We start from the raw sequence: 20,832 nt of genomic DNA on the forward strand, positions 1-20,832 counted from the left end.
AATGTAGCAGTTTGACGGATTGAAAGTTGGCGAGAATGGCCTCGGAGGAGGTCACACGCTTTTACGTGCAGTCGCCCCAACGACCCGAGCGGCAGTAATTTCCGCTCGGACGGACGTTGGGCATCGGTCCAGCTTACGAAAAGTTCTCCAGCACAGCCATGAACGTATGCCGGTCGCCCTGGCCCTCGGTGAGCCGCACGCGGCCTTCGATGTCAGCAAGATGATGGTCCATCAACTGCTGCGCTTTCACCAGGTCCTTGGCTTTCAGGGCGGTCACGATCAGGCGATGGTGATCGGCGCCGCAGTCGTCCTGCTTCTCTTCCTCGTAGAGGGCCATCACGAGCGAGAGGCGGGCAACGATCTTCGACAACATTTCGGTCATGACCGCATTGCCGCCGAGTTGGGCGAGCACGATGTGAAACTTGCCGGAAAGGACCGTTTTCGACTTTTCGTCGCCGTGATGATGGATATGTTCTTCCTCGTCCGTCAGCTTTTCGAGAGCATCCAGTTGCTCCGCTTCGGCGCGGTTCATGACGAGTTCGAGGATGACGTGCTCCAGTTTCCGGCGTGATTCGAAAAGCGCCCTGGCTTCTTCGATGCCGGGTTCTGCGACGAAAGTGCCGCGATTTTTCTTTCGCTCCAGAAGGTGGTCGCTTTCCAGGACGCCGAGGGCTCCTCGGACAACCGTTCTGCTGACGCCGAAATGTTCGGCTATCGCATCCTCGAGAATCTTGGTGCCCGGCGTCAGCGCACCTTCGCCAATGGCCGCGGCAAGCGTGGTCCGGATACGCTCCGAAACATCGTCATTGTTGGTTTCGGCCATATCCGCTGTATTACTCGCGTTCGGCGCGGCCTTGGCGCTTTGACGGCGCGTCCTTTTCATTTCCTGCTCCAAATACCCTTACGGCAGCATTATTTTTTCCATGAGAATATTCCTGCGTATATGCCTATCTCGACAAAAATCCAGACTTTCCCATGATTTTAAAGGGCATCGGCAGCTCATGCCGCCGATGCTGATGGACTGGTCGTTCAGGCTGCCTGCCGCTTTGTCGCCGACGAAGAAAGGGGGATGCCGTTTTCGGCGCAAATGCTTTCGACATAGCGCGCCGAGTCCTTGATGAAAGTCACAGCTTCCTTGTAGCCGTAGGACTGCTTCTCATAGGTGGGGTAGCCGTACTGGCTGGCTTCGTACGCTTCCCAATCCGGAATTTCACCAGATGTGACGCGCTTTTCGTATGCGTCCACCATGGCAATATAAGCATCCAGCTCTTCGGCGTTGAGATCTGGGTGACCGGCGCGCCAGATCGGATCGTCGATCTGGATGCACTGGCGTGGATTGGCTTTTCGGGGCTTGTCTTCGACGGAGGCGGCAACTTCGAGCGAAAAGTTCAGTTCTGGGTTCGCTCTTGCGAGGATGGGAAGGATTGCGCCGAAATCGACGATGCCGCCGCCGACCGGGCGGGTCTGGAAATCGAAGCCACCGGGTGCCCGCCCGACATAGGCGTCCTTCACGTGGGTTTGGCGGACATGGGGTGCGACGCGTTTTGCGGCAAAGACCGGATGTTCGGCGCGCTGCAGGCCGTTGGCCGTGTCGAAGACCACGCCCATGCAATCCTCGCCGACCTTTTCGATCAGCCGAAGAATTTCGAAGGAGGTGATCTCGTCATGGGTCTCCATGTTGAGGTGAACGCCGTTGGCGCGGGCGACAGGTGCCAGCTTCAGCAGAACCTTTTCGATGGCGAGCAACTGCTCCTCCCAGGTGACGTCGGTTCGGAACCGGTCATTCGCCAACCTGCCGCGATATTCGGATTTGAAATTGCCGGGTGATACCCAGAGTTCAGGGCAGCCGATAGCGGCGCTCGCTTCGATCATCCGGGTGAAGCCGAGAATGATGTCGCCGTCGCCGATTGCCCTGAACTCCGGCGCCTCGGCGCTGCAATAGGGATTGATCTTGCCGACGCCGCTTTCGAGATAAAGGCCGAGTTCATCGGCCTTCGCCCTGATGTCGCGCAGCTCGCCCTTGTCCAGCGTCGGGCTCATATCGAGGACCGTGGTGAAGAAAAGGCCACCGAGGCCGAGGTCCTTGACATGGTCTAGGCTTGCAAGCGGCCCACGCTTTGTGGCCTCGGGAAGTTTCTGTGCATCAATGCCCAGTCTCATGGTCTGCTCCTTGGGGTTTCCTGATCGGATACGCTGCGCTGGCGATCCTTGCTTGGTTGGATTGAACGATGGCGTCGGGCTGTCACGTCCGTCGCCGGGTCTCCTTTTGCGAGCCGCCAGACCGGCCCTTGGGTGCGAGCTGCTGCTCCAGGAAATGCTGGCCGATCGAGGCGACCGTGGTGATCGCGAGATACCAGAGCGACGCAACGCACAGCAGTTCGATGACGAGAAAGTTGCGCGCATAGATGGCCTGCGCCTGGGTCAGCAGGTCCTGCATGCCGATGACGGAGACGATGGCACTGGCCTTCAGCATGCCGATCGCCTGGTTGCCGGTCGGTGGGACGATGAGGCGGACCGCCTGCGGCAGAACGACCGTCCGCAAGGTTTGCAGTGGCCGCAAGCCGAGGGACGATGCCGCCTCACGCTGTCCACGATCCACCGCCGTCAGGCCGCCGCGAATGATCTCGCTCATATTGGCGGCTTCATGCAGACCGAGCGCCAGGAACCCGGCGACCGCGGGAGTGACCAGATCATTGATCGATATCGTATAGGCGCCGAGACCGACCTCGGGGATAAAAAGCGCAATGTTGAACCAGAAGAAGATCTGGACGATCAGCGGCACGCCCCGAAACCACCAGACGAAGCCGACAGCCATCGTTTTCAGCACGATGTTCTGGCTGGTGGCCATGATGGCCACGATGCAGCCGACGGCGATCCCGGCCAGCATCGCGCCTGCCGTCAGTTGAAGCGTCAGGACGACGCCGCCCAGGATCATCGGATCGATCATGAAACGAGGGATTTCGCTCCATTGAACGCTCTGGCTACGGCCGATGATCATCATAAGGAGAGCCAGCGCGAGGATCGCGCTGGTACCGGTTGTGATTTGCCCCCACCGTATCGGCTTGCCGACGGGAGGTGCCATGGCGATGCTGACGGGTTGAGCAAAAAGGGACATGGGCTCAATCCACCGGCATGCTGGCGGCGTCGTTGACCTTGACCGTCTTCACGGCGAGCGGACCAAGGCTCCATTTTTTCATGATGGCCTCATAGGCGCCACTATCGACCATGTGCTGAAGGCTTGCCACGACCGTGTTGCGAAGCTGCGGGTTGTCCTTCGATACCAGCATGCCGAGATATCCGACTGCGAGGCGGACATCCGGAAGAGCCTGCAGGCCGACGCCTCTGCCGGTCTGGTTTGCCGTGGTGTAGACGCTCGTGGCATAACCGTTGACGGTGGCATCGGCGCGGCCGGTGCGTACTGCCTGCAATACGTCGGGCATTTTCGGGATGGACATGATGTTGATCGGCGTGGTGCACTTGGCCGACGCCGCCTCCACCATGCGCCCTTGGAAAGTGCCGACCGGCACGGCGACCTTCTTGCCGCAGAGATCCGCCATGCTCTTGATGCCGAGCGGGTTGTCCTTGATGGTCATGATCGTGGTCGCATCATACATGTAGTCGATTACGTCGACCTGCTTTTCCAGTTCCGGATCATCGTTGATGCCGGAGACGGTCATGTCGAAACGCTTCGACAGGATCGCAGGGACGATCGCTGCCCCAGCGCCGACGTCAGTCATCTGCACGTCGATGCCGAGAACAACGCCGAGGGCCGCCGCGATATCGGCATCGATGCCGATCAGCTTTCCATCCTCTGCGCGGAAGCTGATCGGCGGGGTGAGGTCGGTTGCGACCTTGAGGACCTTCGACGCCTTGATGGCAGGCGGCAGGCCGTCCGCAAGTTTCTGGTTGAATGCTATGCCCGGCAGCTTCGCCACGTCCGCCTCCGGTATCATCTTCACCGCTGGGCCTTCGGCTGCCTGTGCCGACAGGGAGAGAAAGGCTGCGAATGCGCCGGCAAGTCCGCTTCTCAGAATTCCGTTGATGCTGTTCATGGGATCCCCTTTCGTTGCTTTGCTGTGTTTGAATTCTCGGGGATTTTGAAGCAATCGCCGTGCCAAGTTGACGGACTGATTCCTAAGTTATTGAGAAGAAAGCTAGATATTTCTATCGCCGATATTCGTATGGTGTTTCGAAATTAGTTTCGCGTGTTTGTACGAATGTGAATGCATAAATTTTCATCGGGCTCAACGTTGTTGCCATGGGAAACGCCGCCTCCAATCCAATTTAGCTCCATTTCTAGGAATATTTGCCTAATTTTGAACACGAAAGCTCTGCAATGGGCGAGTTTCCGGTGAAAAGCGGCGTGAATTCTCCCCGCCGGCTACCGAGTTTCTGCTCAAGAACTAAACTATCGAGACCAAATTATATGCAACTACACTGATTTATTCAGATTCAAAACTCTATGATAATAAACTTGCGAATTTCACCTCGACAAAAATAACATATTTAAAACATTGCCTTGCTTCGATTTTTCGGTTGGCAGTTTGGAACTGGCACGGTGCTTGCAATTTGATTGGCATGAACCAGACCGAAACCAGATTTTTTAGCCAACGACATATCCGCTTAGCTCCCGGTCGCTACTCGCGTCCCATCGTTGCGGCAGATCATGGGGGAATTTGCATGCCTCATATTGCGAACTCGATTGAAGGAAAGCAGCTCAGTGTCAAAGACCTCACGCACAGTTATGGCGGACAGAATGCCGTCAGCGATGTGTCCTTTGAGGTCAACGCGGGAGAAATCGTCGCACTCCTCGGGCCAAGCGGCTGCGGCAAATCTACGGTGCTCCGGGCTATTGCAGGCTTGATCCACCCAAAGTCTGGCCGAATGGTGCTCGGTGGGGCCGACCTTGCCAACATATCAGCCCGAGCTCGTGGCATCGGCATGGTCTTCCAGAATTATGCGCTGTTCCCGCATCTGACCGTGGCTGAGAACATCGCCTATCCACTCGCCTGCCAGCAGGTTCCGCGTGCCGTACGAAAGGCACGCGTCGAGGAAATGTTGTCCCTCGTTCGCCTCAACGGTTACGGCAATCGGCTCCCACGCGAACTGTCCGGCGGCCAGCAGCAACGCGTCGCGGTTGCCCGCGCCATAGCAGGGCGCCCTTCGCTGCTTCTGCTCGACGAGCCGTTCGGCGCACTGGACCGGGCGCTTCGCTTCGACCTGCAGGTCGAGCTTCTGCATCTTCAGAAAACGCTCGGGATCACAACGCTGATCGTCACCCACGACCAGGAAGAGGCCCAGAGCCTGGCAAACCGTCTTGTCTTGATGAGCAAGGGTAATGTCGAGCAGATCGATACGCCGATGGCCGTTTACGACCGGCCGAACACGCTGTTCGTCAACACCTTCATCGGGCAGGCCAATATTCTCCGCGGAACGGTCGTGCGTCTGGATCCTGAAGCCACGTTGATCGGCTTGCCCGGCGACAAGGCTCTTCGCCTGCCGCGCCGCCTGAACTTCACCATCGGATCGAAGGTCACCGTCACCTTCCGGCCCGAAGAGGTTCGGCTGACAAGCCAGCCAGGCGAAAATTCGCTTGCGGCACGCGTGACCGTATCCGTGCCGCTCGGCCCGACGCTCGTCCACGACCTCGTCCTCGACGACGGTACCAATCTGCGTGCGTCCGAGGTTCGCGGCCCTTCGACCTTCGTTCCCGAAACCGGGACGCAGGTTTTTGCCGAGATCGACACCGCACGAGCCCATGTCTTTCCGGGTGAACCGGAAGTCTCCCAGTGAATGAAGCCAGTGAATGAAAGCCGTCAATCAATAACCAACAGAGGTGATCGCATGACCAACTTCAATATGACCCGCCGTAATTTTGGCCTGCTCGCTGCCGGTGCGGCCGCAGCCGCAACCATGCCGTTTTCCGCCCGCGCCGCCGGCAGCGTCGTCGCCGCAACCTTCCCCGGCAACTGGGAAGATGGCTACCGCACGGTTTTGACGCCGCTCGTCAAGCAAGCCGGTTTCGACCTGACGGTCGCCCCGGCATTGGCGCAGGACCAACTCGCCAAGGTGATGGCGAGCCCCGGCAACCCGCCTTACGACACGCTGCTGATGTCGCCCGGCCAGATGGCGACCGCCATCGACAACGACCTGATCCAGAAGATCGATCCGAGCAAGCTCAAGAACTGGAGCATGCTCGACCCGGCCTTCCAGGGCGAGTACGGCCCGACCGTGACGATCGAAGTCAACGGCATCGCCTACAATCCCGATCTCGTGCCGGCCCCCAAGGGCTATCGCGATCTGTTCGAAAATCCCGCCTACAAGGGCAAGGTATCCTGGACCGGCTTCGGTTCGAACACCGGCGTCATGGCCTATAGCCAGATCGCCAAGATCTTCGGGACCAGCGCCACGGACATGGACGCCGTCTTCAAGCTGTTCAAGGACAATCCGGAGCAGATCAAGGGCGTCGTCGCCAGCACCAACCACCAGATGACGCTGTTCCAGCAGGGCGAGATCGCGGTCTTCATGTGTTCGACCGGCAACGTCGCGCGTCTGAAGAGCATGGGCCTCAAGGCCGAGTTCGTCCAGCCGGAAACCGGCTCTCCCGCAGCCCCCGTCAACATCCACCTGACCAAGGGTTCGAAGAACGTCGAGGCGGCCTATGCTTACATGGATGCCGCGATCTCCAAGGCGGCGCAGGATCAGTTGAAGATGCCGCCACGCGAGATGTTCCCGACCAACAGGCAAGTTGCCCTGACGCCCGGCATCGAGGCTTTCGTCAAGCGCGACCAGCTTGCCAGCATGATCTATCCGGACTGGGCTTCGATCAACAAGAACCGTGCGGAATGGATCCGCAAGTTCGACGCCCTCGTTGCTGGTTGAGATAAGACAATGAAGGCGAGCGGCTTCCCCTACGTTATCCCGATGCTCCTCTTGTCGGTGGCGTTCTTTGCGACGCCGCTCGCCGTTCTCATCGGGTTCAGTTTCATCGGCCCAGACGGACTGACACTCAACAATTATGGACGCTTCCTCGGCGATGCGTTCAATTATCGCGTGCTGATGAATACCGCTAAGCTCGGTCTGCAGACTGTAGCGAGCACGACGCTTCTCGGCATTCCGATCGCGCTCCTGTACTGGCACAGTGGCAAGACTGCGCGTCAGGTTATCATCTTTCTGACGCTCATCCCGATGCTGACCAGCAACGTGGTGCGAACCTTTGCCTGGATTGTCATTCTCGGGCGGCAGGGGCCGATTAGCGAGACCTTCGTGGCTCTCGGTCTTGCAGGACAACCGTTCTCGCTGATGTCGACCGAACTCGGATTGGTATTGGCCATGTGCCAGATCGATCTGCCCCTTATTATCCTGCCGCTGATCGCGATCCTGTCGCGGACACCCGTGCAGTTTACCGAAGCCGCGCAGGTTTCGGGCGCCGGGCCATGGCGGATTTTCGTGACCGTGCTTCTGCCGATGATGCTGCCGGGCCTGCTGGCCGGCTGGATCCTCGTCTTTGCGAGCACCAGCAGTTCCTTCGTGACCCAGGCGGTCATCGGCGGCGCCCGCAACGTCTACGTTCCGCAACTCATCTACCGTGAGGTTGGCACGCTGTTCGACTGGTCCATGGCATCGGCGATTGCTGTCGTCCTGCTGCTATCGACCGGAATTCTGCTGGTCGCGATGACCATGATTTCCCGTCACAGGAGGCTCGTGGGCCATGCGTAACAAGCGTGAAAATCCGATCCCCGCTTTCCTCTATAAGGCATTCGTCTTCGGCTTCGGTGGCCTCAGCCTGATCTATCTGGTCGCCCCGATCATCATCGCGATCACCATGTCGTTTACGTCAGGGCAGACCCTGAAATACCCGCCGCAGGGCTTTTCGATCCGCTGGTACGAGGCCTTGTTCGATCCGATCCGTTCGGGAACCGAGCACATCGCGGCCGGCAACTCGCTGAAGATTGCCGCTCTTGCGGTTCTGGGGTCCCTGCTCTTTGCGGTTCCTGCCACCATCGGCATGGCGCGGATGAAACGCAGCACCGTGAGTTCCATCGAGCCTCTCCTGCTCGCGCCGCTCGTCCTGCCGAGCCTGGTCTACGGTCTCGCGGCGCTGATCGTCGCCAACTTCGTCGGCTTCCAGCCTTCGCTCTGGCTGACCGTGACCGGACATGTGGTCGTCTTCGGCCCGCTGATGTACCGGGCCGCATCGGTTGTTGCCCAGGGGATCAATCCATCGCTGGCGGAGGCTTCGACGGTGATGGGGGCGACGTGGTTCACGACGCTGAGGCGCGTAACCTTGCCGCTCCTGCTGCCGGGCATTCTTGCCGGTGCGTTTCTCGTCTTCATCCAGTCGCTCGACAACGTGTCCGTCTCGCTCTTCCTCGCAGATGCCCGAACGACGGTGCTGCCGCTCAGAATGTTCGCTCTCATCGAAGAGTCGCTCGACGTCCGCGTTGCCGCCATGTCGGGAGTTTTGATCGCTCTCACGCTCGTGGTGCTGCTTGTCGCAAGACGGGTGCTGGCACCGCAGAAGCAGGCCTGACCTATTTTTAGAATTCTGGAAGGAATACCCAATGAACATGCGTGCAACCAAGGCGGGCTCTTATCGTGTCGGATCGCTGCTCGCCGATTTCCAGCCGGACTTCGATTTTTCCGCACCAGTGCCGCTGCCGGTCGAGGAATTCGAGGATCGCCTGCGCCGCATTCGCCGTCAGGCGGTCGAAGCGGGGCATGACGCGCTGATCGTCCACACCGGCGGTGTCGGCTGGTTTCACACGTCGAACCACTATCTCCGCTATATCTGCGACTGGATGCGCGAAGGCGTGCTGATCATCCCGACAGACACCGACAAGCCGCTGACACTTCTCTCCTTCTTCACCCAATCCGTGCTGCTGCCGCCGGGCGGTGAACCGGTGCTGGTCGAGGATATCTGGCAGATCGGCCCGATCGGCCGCGAATATGCCGATCGGCCGGGCGACTCCGTGATCAAGACTGCCGAGAAATGCGCCGAACTGCTGGCCAGCCTCGGGCTCGCAAACGCCCAGATCGGCCGGATCGGCGACCGCACCTCGCTGACCTTCTGGGCGGCGCTCGAAGAACTGATGTCGAAGAGCAAGTTCATCGCCGACAACGCTCTTCTCGACCGGATGCAGAAGCTGCGTTCACCGCGCGAAATCGAGATGTTCCGGGCTGCCGCGCAACTGGTCAGCATCGCGACCCAGGCCGCCTATCACGTCGCCAGGCCCGGCGTGACCGACCACGAGATCTATGCCGCCTTCACACAGGCCCAGCTATCCTTCGGCGGTGAGACCGGTGACGGCTACCAGATCGGCATCAACGAATTCGGCACCCATTGCGGCAAACCCTACGGCCATGTCGTGCGTCCGGGCGACCTGATCAATCTCTATGTCTCCAACGTCACCTACCGCGGCTACACGGCCCAGACCGCCCGCATGATCGCCGTCGGCGAGATCACCAAGCGGCAGGAGGAGGTGCTCGCCGCCTGCACCGAGGGCGTCAAGCGCGCCGAAAAACTGATCCGGCCGGGGGCGCTGATGCGCGACGTCAACAATGCCGCCTTCGGACCGATGATCGAGCGTGGCATGCTGTCCTCGCCGGAGGCGCGCACCATGCCCTATAACTGGGCGCCGATGGATGACGGTAGCGCGCGGCTGATCCCACGCCAGTATGTGAAGAACATCGACTGGGAGGCGCAGGGCCGCAAGCTGATGCATGTCTATCCGGCGACGGAAGGCCCGCATAATCCCAATCTCGGCCATTCCGTCGGCATGGCTGGGAGCCAAAACAGTTTCAACATCTCCTCCCACAACTACGACCGGATGGAGGAAGGCATGGTGTTCGTGCTGCACACCCAGTGGTTGGAACCGCTCTCCGCCGGCTGCAATGTCGGCGACATGTATGTCGTCACCAAGGACGGGTTCGAGAACCTTTCCCGCCACACCCCGCTTGAAACCCATCGCATCGCAGCCGAGGCCTGACATGACCGACCACACCCATTTCGATTTCGCCAAGCTTAGCGAGCGCGAGCGCTACAAGCTTCTGATCGGCACCGTGATCCCGCGCCCCATCGCCCTGGTGACGACGGTCAGCAGGCAAGGGCAGCCCAATGCCGGTCCGTTCAGCTTCTTCAATGTGCTGACCCATGATCCGGCCATCGTCGCCATCGGCGTCGAGAACTATTCGGACATGCGTTTCAAGGACACGGCGCGCAACATCCGCGAGACCGGAGAGTTCACGGTCCACATCTGTGATAACGCGCTCGTCGACCAGATGGAGGTCTGCGCCATCAAATTCGGCCCCGAGATCGACGAGATGGAGGAGGCGGGCCTTGCGACCGTCCCCGGCCAGATGGTGCGCAGCCCGCGCATTCTCGCGGCACCGGCGGCGCTCGAATGCCGCCGTCACACCACCCTGCAGGTCGGCCCGGCGCGGGAAATCATCCTGGGCGAGGTGCTCGGCGTCTATGTCCGCAGCGACGCCGTCAACCCTTCGAACCTGCATATCGACCAGCAGCTCATGGACGCCGTCGGCCGCATGGGCGGGCACACGTACGCCCGGACCCGTGACCAGTTCGACATCAAGACGCTGACCCCGCAGGAATGGGAAAGCCGGAAGGATGGCGCGAAGGCGGCGGCGGAGTAAGCGCGCTTGTCCGCTTCCTCCGCGTGATCTGTGCCTTCTTATGGTCTGAATAATAAGAAGCCGGCGGCCGGGAGGGCACTGGAAAAACGAGACGGGAAAAGGGTATACTTGGCGGCGCGTCCGGTGGCGGAGGGAGCGCGCCCTCGGTCACGTATGCACCCGTTGTCGACGCTCGAGGCGCGTCTGTGGGTGCCGTCGCGCGACTGGAGCGCGTCATGGAAAAAGACCGAAGCCAATTCAAGTCAAAGGTCGTCGCGCCGGTGGACGACGCTCGAAAGCGCCGCCACTTTTAATTTTAGTAGCAGACGAAAGGCGGACAAGTTATCCGCCGCTGTCGCTCAAAGGTTTAGGCGGAGGGGTGGGGAAATTCCGCACCTTGTGCTGGGTTATACCAGTATCAGGATGATCAGAAAGGCGATCAGCGCGATCGCGATGAAGCGCGCGGGCCTCGCTTCGGCGTGATCATAGTCCTTCTGAGGGTTTCCGGTAAAGTAGCCCCGCTCCACCATCCGAGCATAGTCGCCGTTGCTTTCATCGTAAAGGAAGCTCCGCTTGGCCTCTACCTGTGAGGGGGCAATCTGGCTGAGCACCTCGATCTCTTGGCTGCGAAAATAATCGCGGTACGGCATTTTTGCTCGTGTTGTTATGAGGTAACCCCAGCAAAGGATTGCATTGACGACGTATCCGACTGCTACGACCCTACTTAGTAGACCTAAACCTGCGGACTTCCATATGTCGATCGCAATCATAATCCCTATCGTAAGATAGAAAATGAGGTAGATGACAATAGCAGCACCCCAGCCGAGGTACACCAATGTCGTCACAACACTATTGCTTTTAGCAACCGTGATATGCGGGATGTTCGTGGGAACGAATCGAGGAATATTTTCGTGCGAAAAATACTTCGCCAGATAGATGCTTTGCAACGCCTCCGGTAGCCGGTTTGTAATTACGAACTTGATGGCGCTGTCCATAGTATAAATATTGCTCTGCGCAATTAGAGCTATGGCGCCGACGACACCTGTGAAAAATAATAGGAACTCTCGCACCCCCTTAATATCTTCCACCGCCACGCCGGGGATAGAGAACTTAACGCCCAGCGAGAGATAATCCGCTGCCAAAAGCCCAAAGACGATGAAGTTTAAGAGAGTTAAGCTATTAGCCCTAGCCAGCGCCGCGTCCCTCGCGGGCACTAGGTCATCAATGAAAGCTTTGTCGAGCTTGATCCCATCGTCTTCGCTATCGTAATTCTCCAGATCCAGAGAAATAATCTCTCCAGGTGTTCTCCAAATAATCGGATAGTTGCGATTGAAGCGGCGACGGTGTCTGCGACGAAAAGCGGCTACCGCGAGAGGCTTGGTCAACAATATCCAAGCGCGCTGCAAAGGGGTGCGTTGCTCTGTCGTCAAGCCAGGTGAACTCCCTCGACAAGTAGACCGCTAGGGTCGGTCATAGGTAACCCGTAGCGGACTCGACGAAGTCGCTTTCCGAAAGTTCTCCGTTGCCGTTCATGACCACGGCTCCGTTCGGTTCAATGCGGATCGTCTTGATCTCTATCCCGACTTTCTTCACAGCACGGATGGCGCGGCAGACGCTGTCTTCAGTAAAGGGAATGGTGCGACGGCCCATCCTGGTTATTCCTCATTTATCGCCGAGCCAGCGGCGGACACGATGTCCGCCGCTGCTGCTTAGATCCAATAAGGTCACTAATCCAGACCACTCATCTTTTTGAAAGAAGCAGCTGCACCGCGTCATTCAGTTGCTTATTATCCTGTTTGAGCATGGCAATTTTCTCCACTAGATCGCTTAGAACCAAGCGAACCGCCTGAGCCGCGGCGAGGCATTCCGCGTCGGTCTCGGTATGAATTCCAATGCTCAGCGCTCCATGAAGGGCGTTCAGGGGGTTGTGCCCGTTAATAAGTAGTCCCTGAGGAAGAGCAGTCTTGATTTTTTCCAGTGACTTGGAGAATGAGATCTCTCCTTTTGCAGCATCTAGCTGGTCGATCAACTCTTTGGGGGCCGCGACCGTTCTACATACTTTAATTATCTCGTCAAAAAGATCGTTTCGATGGTTCTCGACGACGCGCCGATAGTATGCGAACGCTCCGATACCATAGCCCAGATCCTCGCACTGCCTCCCTTTGAGGAAGGTCTTCGCATCCTCCCCTCCGAACAACCTCAAGACACGATTTGGAACTGGGATACCAAAGGGCGGCAACTCGCCATATTTGTAAAGCGTGCCTCCGCCGTCGTCACTGAAAACCGCGTACAGGGCGAAGCGTTTCATCTCGTTGTGACAGTCTCCGCAGGTGTAGTCTGGATGAGTGTCTACATCTTCGGAATCTTGTCGGAAATCACCGTTGCTATCACTCCGAAAGGTCCGCTCTCCCTCACAGCCTACGCAATGCAGACGAAGATCTGGCCATTCCACCTTTCTATGCGCGCTACCGCTGTGGATATATCTGGCAGCTCTCCATAAGCCTTTTACTTGCTTAGCCACCGAGGGGTGAGTGGATTCCAAGAACTCTTTCACCGTCAATGCCGGTTCCGCCTCCTCAGGCTCGGCACCCTCGATCACAGCATTCTCCTCAGACCGATCGCGATCGTCAGCCATTGTCGTGGTGATCTCCCATCTCCGCATGTTGCAATCCATGTTGCATGGATTTGCCAAGTGTGCCGGGAAATGCCCGGAATTCAAGGGAATTAGCGCGCAACAAGACGCAACATGAAAGCGTTCAGGTCGGAACGCTTCTTGCGCAAGCAACTGAAAATGTCGAAGAAAAGTTTGGCTGGGGAACCTGGATTCTCACATGATTTCAATAGCTTAGTTTAAAAGCCTTGAAGTTCCCTCTGTTTTCCAATCGCGAGCGACCGTGGATGCCACCTTTGTGCCCTGGCTTTGGGTATCAGTCAACTAGACGGTCTAACGGCAATAATTTCCGCTTTCGGGCCTCAAGTTTGCGGTGAGGCAGCCACAGAGCGCCCGGCAGCTTTGCGCCTCCGTTTCGGCCATTCAAGCAGACCGGGCGAATTCTTGAAAGCTACCGGTCCGCTTAGATTACTGCAATGTCCATGACGGGGTGCAAGGCGGACTCGCAAGTTTTGGTGCTCCGACGCAGAAACATGAGTTGGAACGTAGAAGGTAGCTACGGCCTCCATCCGCAACCCCTATCTTGATTTCATGCCGGTTAATGTCTTTTGTTCGTCTCGGGATATCGACGCCCCTGTACGGAGACGAACAATGGATTTCAAAGAATTGCCCCAAGATGGACAGGCCTTTGAGCAGCTAGTCCGAGAACTGCTGTTCAGTCGCGGCCTCCACGTCGCTTGGAGCGGGCGCGGTGCGGATGGCGGTCGCGACCTAGTGTGCCGCGAGACACTGACCGGTTTGTTCGGGTCGCATTCGCGTACATGGTTGGTGCAATGCAAGCACAATGCCCATTCGGGGGCCAGCGTGTCCCATACCGCGATCGACGATCCTGTCTCTTCGTGTGCCCAACACGGCGCGACCGGTTATCTCCTCGCATGCTCTACGCAACCTTCCTCCGGACTCGTGGCCAGGCTTGAGGGCATTAGCCAAAACGAGAAGGTTGGAATTACTGCGATGTACTGGGACGCAGTGACGATAGAACGCCTGCTGTCTAATCCGCAGGATTGGGCTATCGCACAGCGCTTCATGCCAAAGTCGTGCGACCAGTGGCGTCTGTATGCAACCACAAGCCCAAATCATTTTGTCGCCCACTACAAGGGATACGTCTTCCACCTAACTAATAGAATAGGCTCCGCGACATCCCATCACCTGCCCAGTATTGAGGCTCGGATCGAGGACATTGAAAAGCTCCCCCTGCCGCCGGGCCATTTTGTGAGGCCCCGTGCAGTCTGGTACGACGACAAGAACGGCGGTTACACTTGGTATGTAGATTACATGTACCCTAAAGGCTCGGCGCAGGCAGCAAGCAGTCCCGCTATTAAACGAGCGCTACACGACGGTTGGGCGCTCGACGACGGTCAGGTATACTCTTGGGATGTCCAAATTATTCAGTATTTCGAACACAGCGACCACTATGACAAAGACCACTATGATTACTACACAATGTACCTGCCAAATTTCCTAAACGGCGCAACAAGGGATGACGATCGTAAAATTTCACAATACTACGCGTCGCGTCAGGAAATTGAACAGCTTGAAAAGGAGTCTGAAGCTACTCGAAATGGCCCCTTCGATGCAATGGTAGAGGCCTTGTCCAAACTCCCGTTCATGCGGGTGGTTCGAGCAGTGAATGCGCACATTGAAGACGCTCATCGCTTCTCAAGGCGGTTTAATTGGCAAGACATCGTCTTTGAACTGGGGGTCGAAGCGGAGAGCTTGTTCAATGCTTTTATGATTCTAGACGTTTCCGACGACGATGCGTTCCACCGGTTCATGGCCCGGTTCCCGAACGACTTCGGTGCCCACTTCAGGCTCGGTCGCGTGGCCCTTTATCTCCCAGATCAAGGCCACGTGGACAAGGAAGACTATATATACGATCTGCGATTGAGCATCTTTCCCACGGAGATGGCTAATCAGTGGGACGCAAGAAAGGCATTTAACGATTATTATTTGATAATCGCAGCCGCTGCAGAGGCGGAAAGCGTGCAATGGCCAGCCGAGTCTCTTCGGGCGGCTGAGGCTTAAGGTCGTCTGGAAAACGTCAACTGGGTCAGTAGCTGCCGGACCGTAACGCGCCTTTATTGCGGGCATTGAGGACCTACCCCCCCGATCCCGCAAGCTGCCATTCTGCTCAACCTTTAGACCGAAACAGTCAGGATTCCGTCATATCCGCCTGCAATGCCCCGAGACCAATTGATACGACTCTGATGCGGTGTACGCCGGCTCCTTGGGATTCTAATATTTACTGAAGAGCACAATCCACATTCTGAGGCAGATCGGCTCCGCAATATTCAATGTCTATTCAGTGTATGTATCTAGCTCATTTGCACACGTTGTGCTAAGCGAGTTATGGAAGCATTGGGGGAGAGAATGCAACTGTCTTATTGTCGTAGGCTGCTGTCGGTAACCTGCCTTGCCTTAACTTTGGCGGCAGGGATAGCTTACGTCGCTCAAGCGCAGCAGTTCACAAATAATACCGATCCGAAGCCAATTCTTGGTCAGTTGATTTCGGCATTCCAATATTGTGGTCCTCCGCAAGTCTACCAGTATCTTGGAATTCAACTTTATCAAACGATCGCATTCCAAACCAATAACACTGGCTGCTACGCTAATATTGCGGCAGCGGGACCAATCGCCAGTATGCAGGTTATCAATGTAAACCAGTTACCCGCGGGGCCGGTTTTTGCCGTGCGTGTTAGGCATCAGTCCGGCATTGTGGCAGACTGGTACATCGGCTTGAGCAACTATACTGGGCGTGTCGAGTACTTAACATTTGTCGGGGCAAGCGCTGGTTCGGCATTGCCGGATGCGAATGTAGGGCCGGTTAATGCTCAAGGAACTGACATCTCGGAAATTGCCCAACCGAATGTGACACCTGTCAATCAGTCAAGCGACTGCAAGCTGTACAAGACGATGTGCAAATGAACCCGTTTAATCGCCGACGTTTGTTAAAAGGTGTAGCCGGATCGGGAGCTTACTTCCTTGCCTGTGGTTGTAGTCAGGCGCAGCCCACGGCAGCCGGATGCGAGGTAGCGGACCCGCGCGCGTTGGCGGACGGCAACATGTCTACATTCGCATTCGCTGCTGACAACGTGGTCCGCAAATCAGGTATTGAACACCTCGATGACGACCTGGCCTTCGCTCTTACAACGATAAGAACGGCTTTCTCGATCGACCCCGGCTTCGCGTTTTACAATGATGGACAGGTGGGCAATGCTACCGTTTCGAAGGAGAGTATTGTCGATGGTTCCAAAGGCACAGTGTTGTTTGGGCTCAAACTTCTAAAGGATTTACTCGCAAAGCCAGACGGCGACGCCGCCGTAGTGGCAGTTTGCGCACATGAATTCGCTCACATCCTAGCCTACGACACTGGCCTTCACGATCAGTTGGTTCCGAATCTCTCGCGCCCATTTCGCGGAGAGCAACATGCGGATTACCTCGCTGGCTTTTTTGCCGGGCAGAGAAAACTTATCCATTCCGACTACCCCGCAATTGTGTTTCTGCAGACGCTTCGGTCAATGGCCGGAGGTAATCATGGTACTGCGGAACAGAGAGCCGAGGCAGTGTGGACCGGCTTTCAGGCCGCACACGACGAAAAGATCAGCTTTAATGAAGGGATTCAAAAAGGCTTTGACTGGGCAATGAAGAGGAAGGAGGTTTAATATGGACAGGCGTACTTTTCTGAAATTGAGCGCCGCCTTCGGTGGATATACACTTGTTGGCGCGCCTGGATTCGCAGCGCCGAACGCTCTTGACCTAGATTTCGATGCGGAATTCGCTGAGATTCAGCAGGATCCTGCCGCCGCGCAGGCAACCGTAGCGTTTCGTGATTTCGCGATGGCGGATGATGGAGCGGCGTGTATACCTATCACCCTGAACGGTAAGACCACATGCGTAGTGAGTGCAGCTCGCCAGCCACCGCGCATCCCTCCATCGCAGTTGCAAATTTCTGATGCATCAAGACAATTTATATTGTTCTACGAAGTAACGAGCGAAAGCAACTACAACGCCAAACTCAAGGCGCCGATCTGGCCTGGCGGCGACTCGGGCGTCACGATTGGGATCGGTTACGATCTCGGTTATGCGTCGGCAGACGACATGATTACCGAATGGAGCAAATACGTTCATCCCTTCATCCTGAACCAGCTCAAACCTTTGTGCGGCAAGAAGGCCGCCGCCGCACAATCCGCAATCAGCTCTGTCGGGCATGTGCGAATTGAATGGGACGGTGCGTACCGTCAGTTTACAGAATCGTTGTTGCCGATATTCGTCGCGTTGACAGAGACCTTCTGCCAGAACGTTGAAGATTTGCCTCCGGATTGCCGAGGGGCACTTACTTCCCTGGTTTTCAACCGTGGTACAGCACTGAAGCTTAGAAACGACCCCATCGATAGCCGTCGCGAGATGCGTGAAATCAGGGATCTCATGGCTAGCAAACAGTATGACGCCATTCCGCAGAAATTCATGGATATGCAACGTCTTTGGCTTGACAAGCCCAATGCAAGGGGAGTGGTCAAACGGAGGGCGGGCGAAGCCGCATTGTTTGCAAAAGGATTGAAGTCGTGACTATCTCGAGGCTGCCCATTTAATAGGCGAAAGACACCAAATCGCTGGTCATCGATATTGGCATGGTCGCATCCGACGCCCATTCGTAGCCCTATCCAACGAAGTGGCCGAGGCATTCGTTAAGACCTTTGAACCGTACGGAAAGGTGGGGAGGTGGATCGGAAATTCACTTCCTCAGGGCCTACTTCGTACTAACGTCAACGAGCTCGGTGGCCTGCCAGACCGCTAAACTATTGTCCGCAAATCGTTATGGATCGCGTCGGAGGCGGCTGGCTACGTGGCCTTTGAGCTGACCTCGGACCTTGACGTTGAGAACTGCGATGTCCGGTTTATGTGTTCGCTGTTGGAAAGCCGTCAGACCGCTGATGGCCCCGAAGCGGACATTCCTACACCAGTCCCTGGAACTCTGCGATGGGGCGGGGAGCTCACAGGCAGGTTTCGATAAGCGAATGGCAAATGCTGTCGCTAAAAGCCCTCAATCCTTCACCGTCGATTTTGTTGATCTCGCGGTCTGTCTTTCGGATCACACGTTGACAAAATCGCGTGTATTGCCTCTCTCTGAGTGTCCGGCTCCACGCTCCCTTTCGCCGACAACTTCGTTTCATCGCCTATGGATAGAGATATGCTAATTGCGCCCGTGTGGACCTCCGAGGGGATCGAGACAGTCCAGGTCGACACCGCTAAACTGACCAAGCTTCCATACGGCCACGTCGACTATTTCAAGGTGGAACAGGACCACGTACTGGTGCCGATCAGGAGACTTGTCTCGACGCGGGCTCGGGCCGACGGTGTTCCCAATGCCTGCGGATACATGAAGCGAGCGGCTGCGGGCGAGATAGAAAAGCGCGAGCCTATCGTGATCGAGCGCCGAGGCGACTCGACTGTGGTGGTAGAGGGCAATTCCACCTTTATCAACGCCCTCTATTCGGGATGGCCGGACATTCCCTGCCGGTTGATAGAGAGTGCGCCGAGCGTAGGAGGGATCAGCCCGGGCGGGGTTACGTTGGAGATCGACGTGGCACTGGCCGAGGCCCGCGAGTTCATGCGCAGATACGACACGCCATATCACGAACTTTTGGGCGATGTGGTTTCGGCGGCCCACGAGGCGGCGCGTGCAGTCGGCAAGGAGACCGTGTTCGAGATCTACACTCGCAAGAAGAAGCAAATACATCACGACACAAAGGACGTAATCAAGATCGCGGGCAAACTGATTGAGAAGCGCGCAGAGAACCGCGACTTCCACCTTCGTGAGATGGTCGACATCGTCGGCGCCACCGTGGTCGTCTACTACTCGGACCGGATACGTCTTTTCCTCGATGTGTTCGAGAGCAGGCTCGCCGAGTACAAATTGGCGTTGGAACCTTACGAAGTTACGGGAGGCGGTACCGTCCGCGAGAAGATCCATCGCGAGAAGGGCTACCACGCAACGCATGTCAAGGTTATATCCACAGACTCCATGCGTCCCAGGCTCAAGGCCGAAGTGCAGGTCAAAACCATGCTCCACGACGCTTGGGGCGCCAAGATGCACGACCTGACTTACAAACCCGGCAGCGTCCTCGACCCCAAGCTTAAGGCGCTGATGGAAAGCTTCGGCAACAGCCTTCAGGCGATCGAGGTCCAAAGCGAGACACTCCGCGACGCGATCCTGGAGGGCACCAGACCGTTGGAACGGCTGAGGATCGCCGCTCGGATTCCCTTGATGGAGACCCTCCGGTCGTGGAACGACTTTCCCGATAGCGAAGTCGAGACCAGGTATAAGACCTGTCTCGACTATATCGAGGAGAACTCGTCCTATCTGGCCGTATGCGCACGCGACGACAAGAACATGAAGGTCGCCGTAGAGCTTATCGAATCCGTGAAGCCTGACGCTGCCCAACTCCGGCTGAGCTTAACTGTGTTCCTTGCTTCGTTTAGGATCGACACCGAACTAGGTAACTTGGTGGAACGTGCATTGGAAGACTGGCGCAAAGAAGACGAGCCAGACGACTTCGATTACTTGCATTTCGCTTCTGCCTCCTACCACCAGACCAACCGGATAGACGACGCTATCTCCACCGTACGTCGGTTCCTCGACGAACACGCCGACGATCCGCGCTGCCTGATCCCCCGCCTCAATCTGGCGAACTATCTGATCGAAGCCTCGATCTCGCAGCCAGCGCAGAAAGTCCGAGAGGAGATCGAAGCACTAATAGGCGAGGTGCGTTCGAGAGCCGCCGATCCAGAGGCGCCGGACGAGACCGCGCTAAAATCGACCGAGAGCGCCATAAAGGTCGTCTTCGGCGATGAGAAAGAAGTCAAAGAAGGACTGGAAATCCAGCAGCAGGTCTTTGCAGAGGTGGAAAGCACGTACCGAGGCTTTGCCGAGATGTACTTGGCGCTTGGTTGGCAGCGGCGCTTCCGTGAGTTTTGATCAGGACTTGCGGCCCTTGCGGTTATTTGGCCCCTTGGGGGGGCGGGGAGCCGGCTTCCAAGGAAGGATAGGGTGGCGGACGATTGCTGCGGTCATTACTCATTCCAGTTGTTTGGCTGCCGGAGATAGGCGCTGGAAGCTAAGAGATCAACACATAATCTCCGATTCGCGTTACCAGAATGTTCCGGGAGTAGCACGTTGTCAAATGGAATCCCGAATTAGCGCGCAGTTACAGTCTCTTAGTCAAATGACGGCGAACTTGGAAAAACATCCTCGACCAAGTTTGTTTCCGCCTCGTCTCATTTGGCAATGTGTCGGGGATCGCCGCTCTGGCGCCCAGTTGACTGATGCCCAAAGCCAGGGCACAAAGGTGGCATCCACGGTCGCTCGCGGCAGGAAAACAGAGGGAATTTCAAAGCTTTTCAAATAAGTCATTGAAATCATGTGAGAATACAAGCAAGTCATTTTGGAACGATTTTTCGATCTAAATTGGCAACAATCTCCCCCTAGGAAAAGTGGCCTCTTCTCAATACGTTGGCGATCTCGGCCGCGC

The 20,832-nt window shown here is 56.9% G+C and carries 18 protein-coding genes; 11 read left to right on the plus strand and 7 right to left on the minus strand.

All coding sequences use genetic code 11. The annotated features are described in order from the left end of the window. Positions 1–133: 133 nt before the first annotated feature. The 4 genes from C5J22_RS15490 to C5J22_RS15505 all read right to left on the minus strand — a co-directional run bounded on the left by C5J22_RS15490 (position 134) and on the right by C5J22_RS15505 (position 4,052). Entirely contained in the window at positions 134–883 is a 750-nt protein-coding gene (locus C5J22_RS15490) for a GntR family transcriptional regulator (protein ID WP_105439193.1), read from the minus strand. Between the two features lie 146 nt (positions 884–1,029). Further along, positions 1,030–2,160 carry a sugar phosphate isomerase/epimerase family protein gene (locus tag C5J22_RS15495; RefSeq protein ID WP_105438941.1) on the minus strand — a complete coding sequence of 377 codons (1,131 nt, stop codon included), beginning with the start codon at positions 2,158–2,160 and terminating at the stop codon, positions 1,030–1,032. Between the two features lie 82 nt (positions 2,161–2,242). Further along, positions 2,243–3,115, minus strand: coding sequence for an amino acid ABC transporter permease (locus tag C5J22_RS15500; protein ID WP_105418529.1), 873 nt, complete (start codon positions 3,113–3,115; stop codon positions 2,243–2,245). Between the two features lie 4 nt (positions 3,116–3,119). After that, positions 3,120–4,052: an ABC transporter substrate-binding protein gene (locus C5J22_RS15505; protein ID WP_105438942.1), complete on the minus strand. Its 933-nt coding sequence runs from the start codon at positions 4,050–4,052 to the stop codon at positions 3,120–3,122. A 628-nt stretch (positions 4,053–4,680) separates the two neighbouring features. On the opposite strand from C5J22_RS15505, the gene C5J22_RS15510 reads away from it, so the two are divergent. From C5J22_RS15510 to C5J22_RS15535, 6 genes are read left to right on the plus strand one after another with little or no spacing between them, the layout of a single operon-like run. After that, complete coding sequence (locus C5J22_RS15510; protein WP_371412619.1) at positions 4,681–5,793, plus strand: ABC transporter ATP-binding protein; 1,113 nt, start codon at positions 4,681–4,683, stop codon at positions 5,791–5,793. A 51-nt stretch (positions 5,794–5,844) separates the two neighbouring features. Continuing rightward, on the plus strand, positions 5,845–6,882 hold the full coding sequence (locus C5J22_RS15515) for an extracellular solute-binding protein (protein ID WP_105438944.1): 1,038 nt from the start codon (positions 5,845–5,847) through the stop codon (positions 6,880–6,882). A 9-nt stretch (positions 6,883–6,891) separates the two neighbouring features. Continuing rightward, on the plus strand, positions 6,892–7,719 hold the full coding sequence (locus C5J22_RS15520; RefSeq protein WP_105402114.1) for an ABC transporter permease: 828 nt from the start codon (positions 6,892–6,894) through the stop codon (positions 7,717–7,719). Next, entirely contained in the window at positions 7,712–8,533 is an 822-nt protein-coding gene (locus tag C5J22_RS15525; RefSeq protein ID WP_046632060.1) for an ABC transporter permease, read from the plus strand. Before C5J22_RS15520 ends, C5J22_RS15525 begins: the two co-directional genes overlap by 8 nt. Before the next feature lie 31 nt (positions 8,534–8,564). Continuing rightward, positions 8,565–9,989: a Xaa-Pro peptidase family protein gene (locus C5J22_RS15530; RefSeq protein WP_105438945.1), complete on the plus strand. Its 1,425-nt coding sequence runs from the start codon at positions 8,565–8,567 to the stop codon at positions 9,987–9,989. A gap of 1 nt (position 9,990) precedes the next feature. Then, positions 9,991–10,653 carry a flavin reductase family protein gene (locus tag C5J22_RS15535; protein ID WP_172746641.1) on the plus strand — a complete coding sequence of 221 codons (663 nt, stop codon included), beginning with the start codon at positions 9,991–9,993 and terminating at the stop codon, positions 10,651–10,653. Positions 10,654–11,039: 386 nt separating this feature from the next. Here the strand turns inward: C5J22_RS15535 and C5J22_RS15540 are convergent, their stop codons facing one another. The 3 genes from C5J22_RS15540 to C5J22_RS15550 form a co-directional block, all read right to left on the minus strand. Continuing rightward, on the minus strand, positions 11,040–12,062 hold the full coding sequence (locus C5J22_RS15540) for a hypothetical protein (protein WP_105438947.1): 1,023 nt from the start codon (positions 12,060–12,062) through the stop codon (positions 11,040–11,042). Positions 12,063–12,102: 40 nt separating this feature from the next. Continuing rightward, the gene (locus C5J22_RS15545; protein WP_105438948.1) at positions 12,103–12,282 is read right to left on the minus strand and encodes a hypothetical protein; all 180 of its coding nucleotides are present in this window, start codon (positions 12,280–12,282) and stop codon (positions 12,103–12,105) included. 91 nt (positions 12,283–12,373) lie between these two features. Continuing rightward, positions 12,374–13,267 carry a hypothetical protein gene (locus C5J22_RS15550; protein ID WP_172746642.1) on the minus strand — a complete coding sequence of 298 codons (894 nt, stop codon included), beginning with the start codon at positions 13,265–13,267 and terminating at the stop codon, positions 12,374–12,376. A 627-nt stretch (positions 13,268–13,894) separates the two neighbouring features. On the opposite strand from C5J22_RS15550, the gene C5J22_RS15555 reads away from it, so the two are divergent. The 5 genes from C5J22_RS15555 to C5J22_RS15570 all read left to right on the plus strand — a co-directional run bounded on the left by C5J22_RS15555 (position 13,895) and on the right by C5J22_RS15570 (position 20,279). Beyond that, positions 13,895–15,328, plus strand: a complete 1,434-nt coding sequence (locus tag C5J22_RS15555) for a restriction endonuclease (RefSeq protein WP_172746643.1) — start codon at positions 13,895–13,897, stop codon at positions 15,326–15,328. A 345-nt stretch (positions 15,329–15,673) separates the two neighbouring features. Further along, entirely contained in the window at positions 15,674–16,228 is a 555-nt protein-coding gene (locus C5J22_RS31215; RefSeq protein WP_172746644.1) for a hypothetical protein, read from the plus strand. Then, positions 16,225–16,965, plus strand: a complete 741-nt coding sequence (locus C5J22_RS15560) for a hypothetical protein (protein WP_172746645.1) — start codon at positions 16,225–16,227, stop codon at positions 16,963–16,965. The genes C5J22_RS31215 and C5J22_RS15560 overlap by 4 nt, the downstream gene beginning before the upstream one ends. Before the next feature lies 1 nt (position 16,966). Then, entirely contained in the window at positions 16,967–17,869 is a 903-nt protein-coding gene (locus tag C5J22_RS15565; RefSeq protein ID WP_105438952.1) for a hypothetical protein, read from the plus strand. 622 nt (positions 17,870–18,491) lie between these two features. Next, positions 18,492–20,279 carry a hypothetical protein gene (locus C5J22_RS15570; RefSeq protein WP_172746646.1) on the plus strand — a complete coding sequence of 596 codons (1,788 nt, stop codon included), beginning with the start codon at positions 18,492–18,494 and terminating at the stop codon, positions 20,277–20,279. The last annotated feature ends 553 nt before the right edge of the window (positions 20,280–20,832 follow it).

This window comes from Neorhizobium sp. T25_13, from assembly GCF_002968675.1.
Lineage (GTDB): Bacteria > Pseudomonadota > Alphaproteobacteria > Rhizobiales > Rhizobiaceae > Neorhizobium > Neorhizobium tomejilense.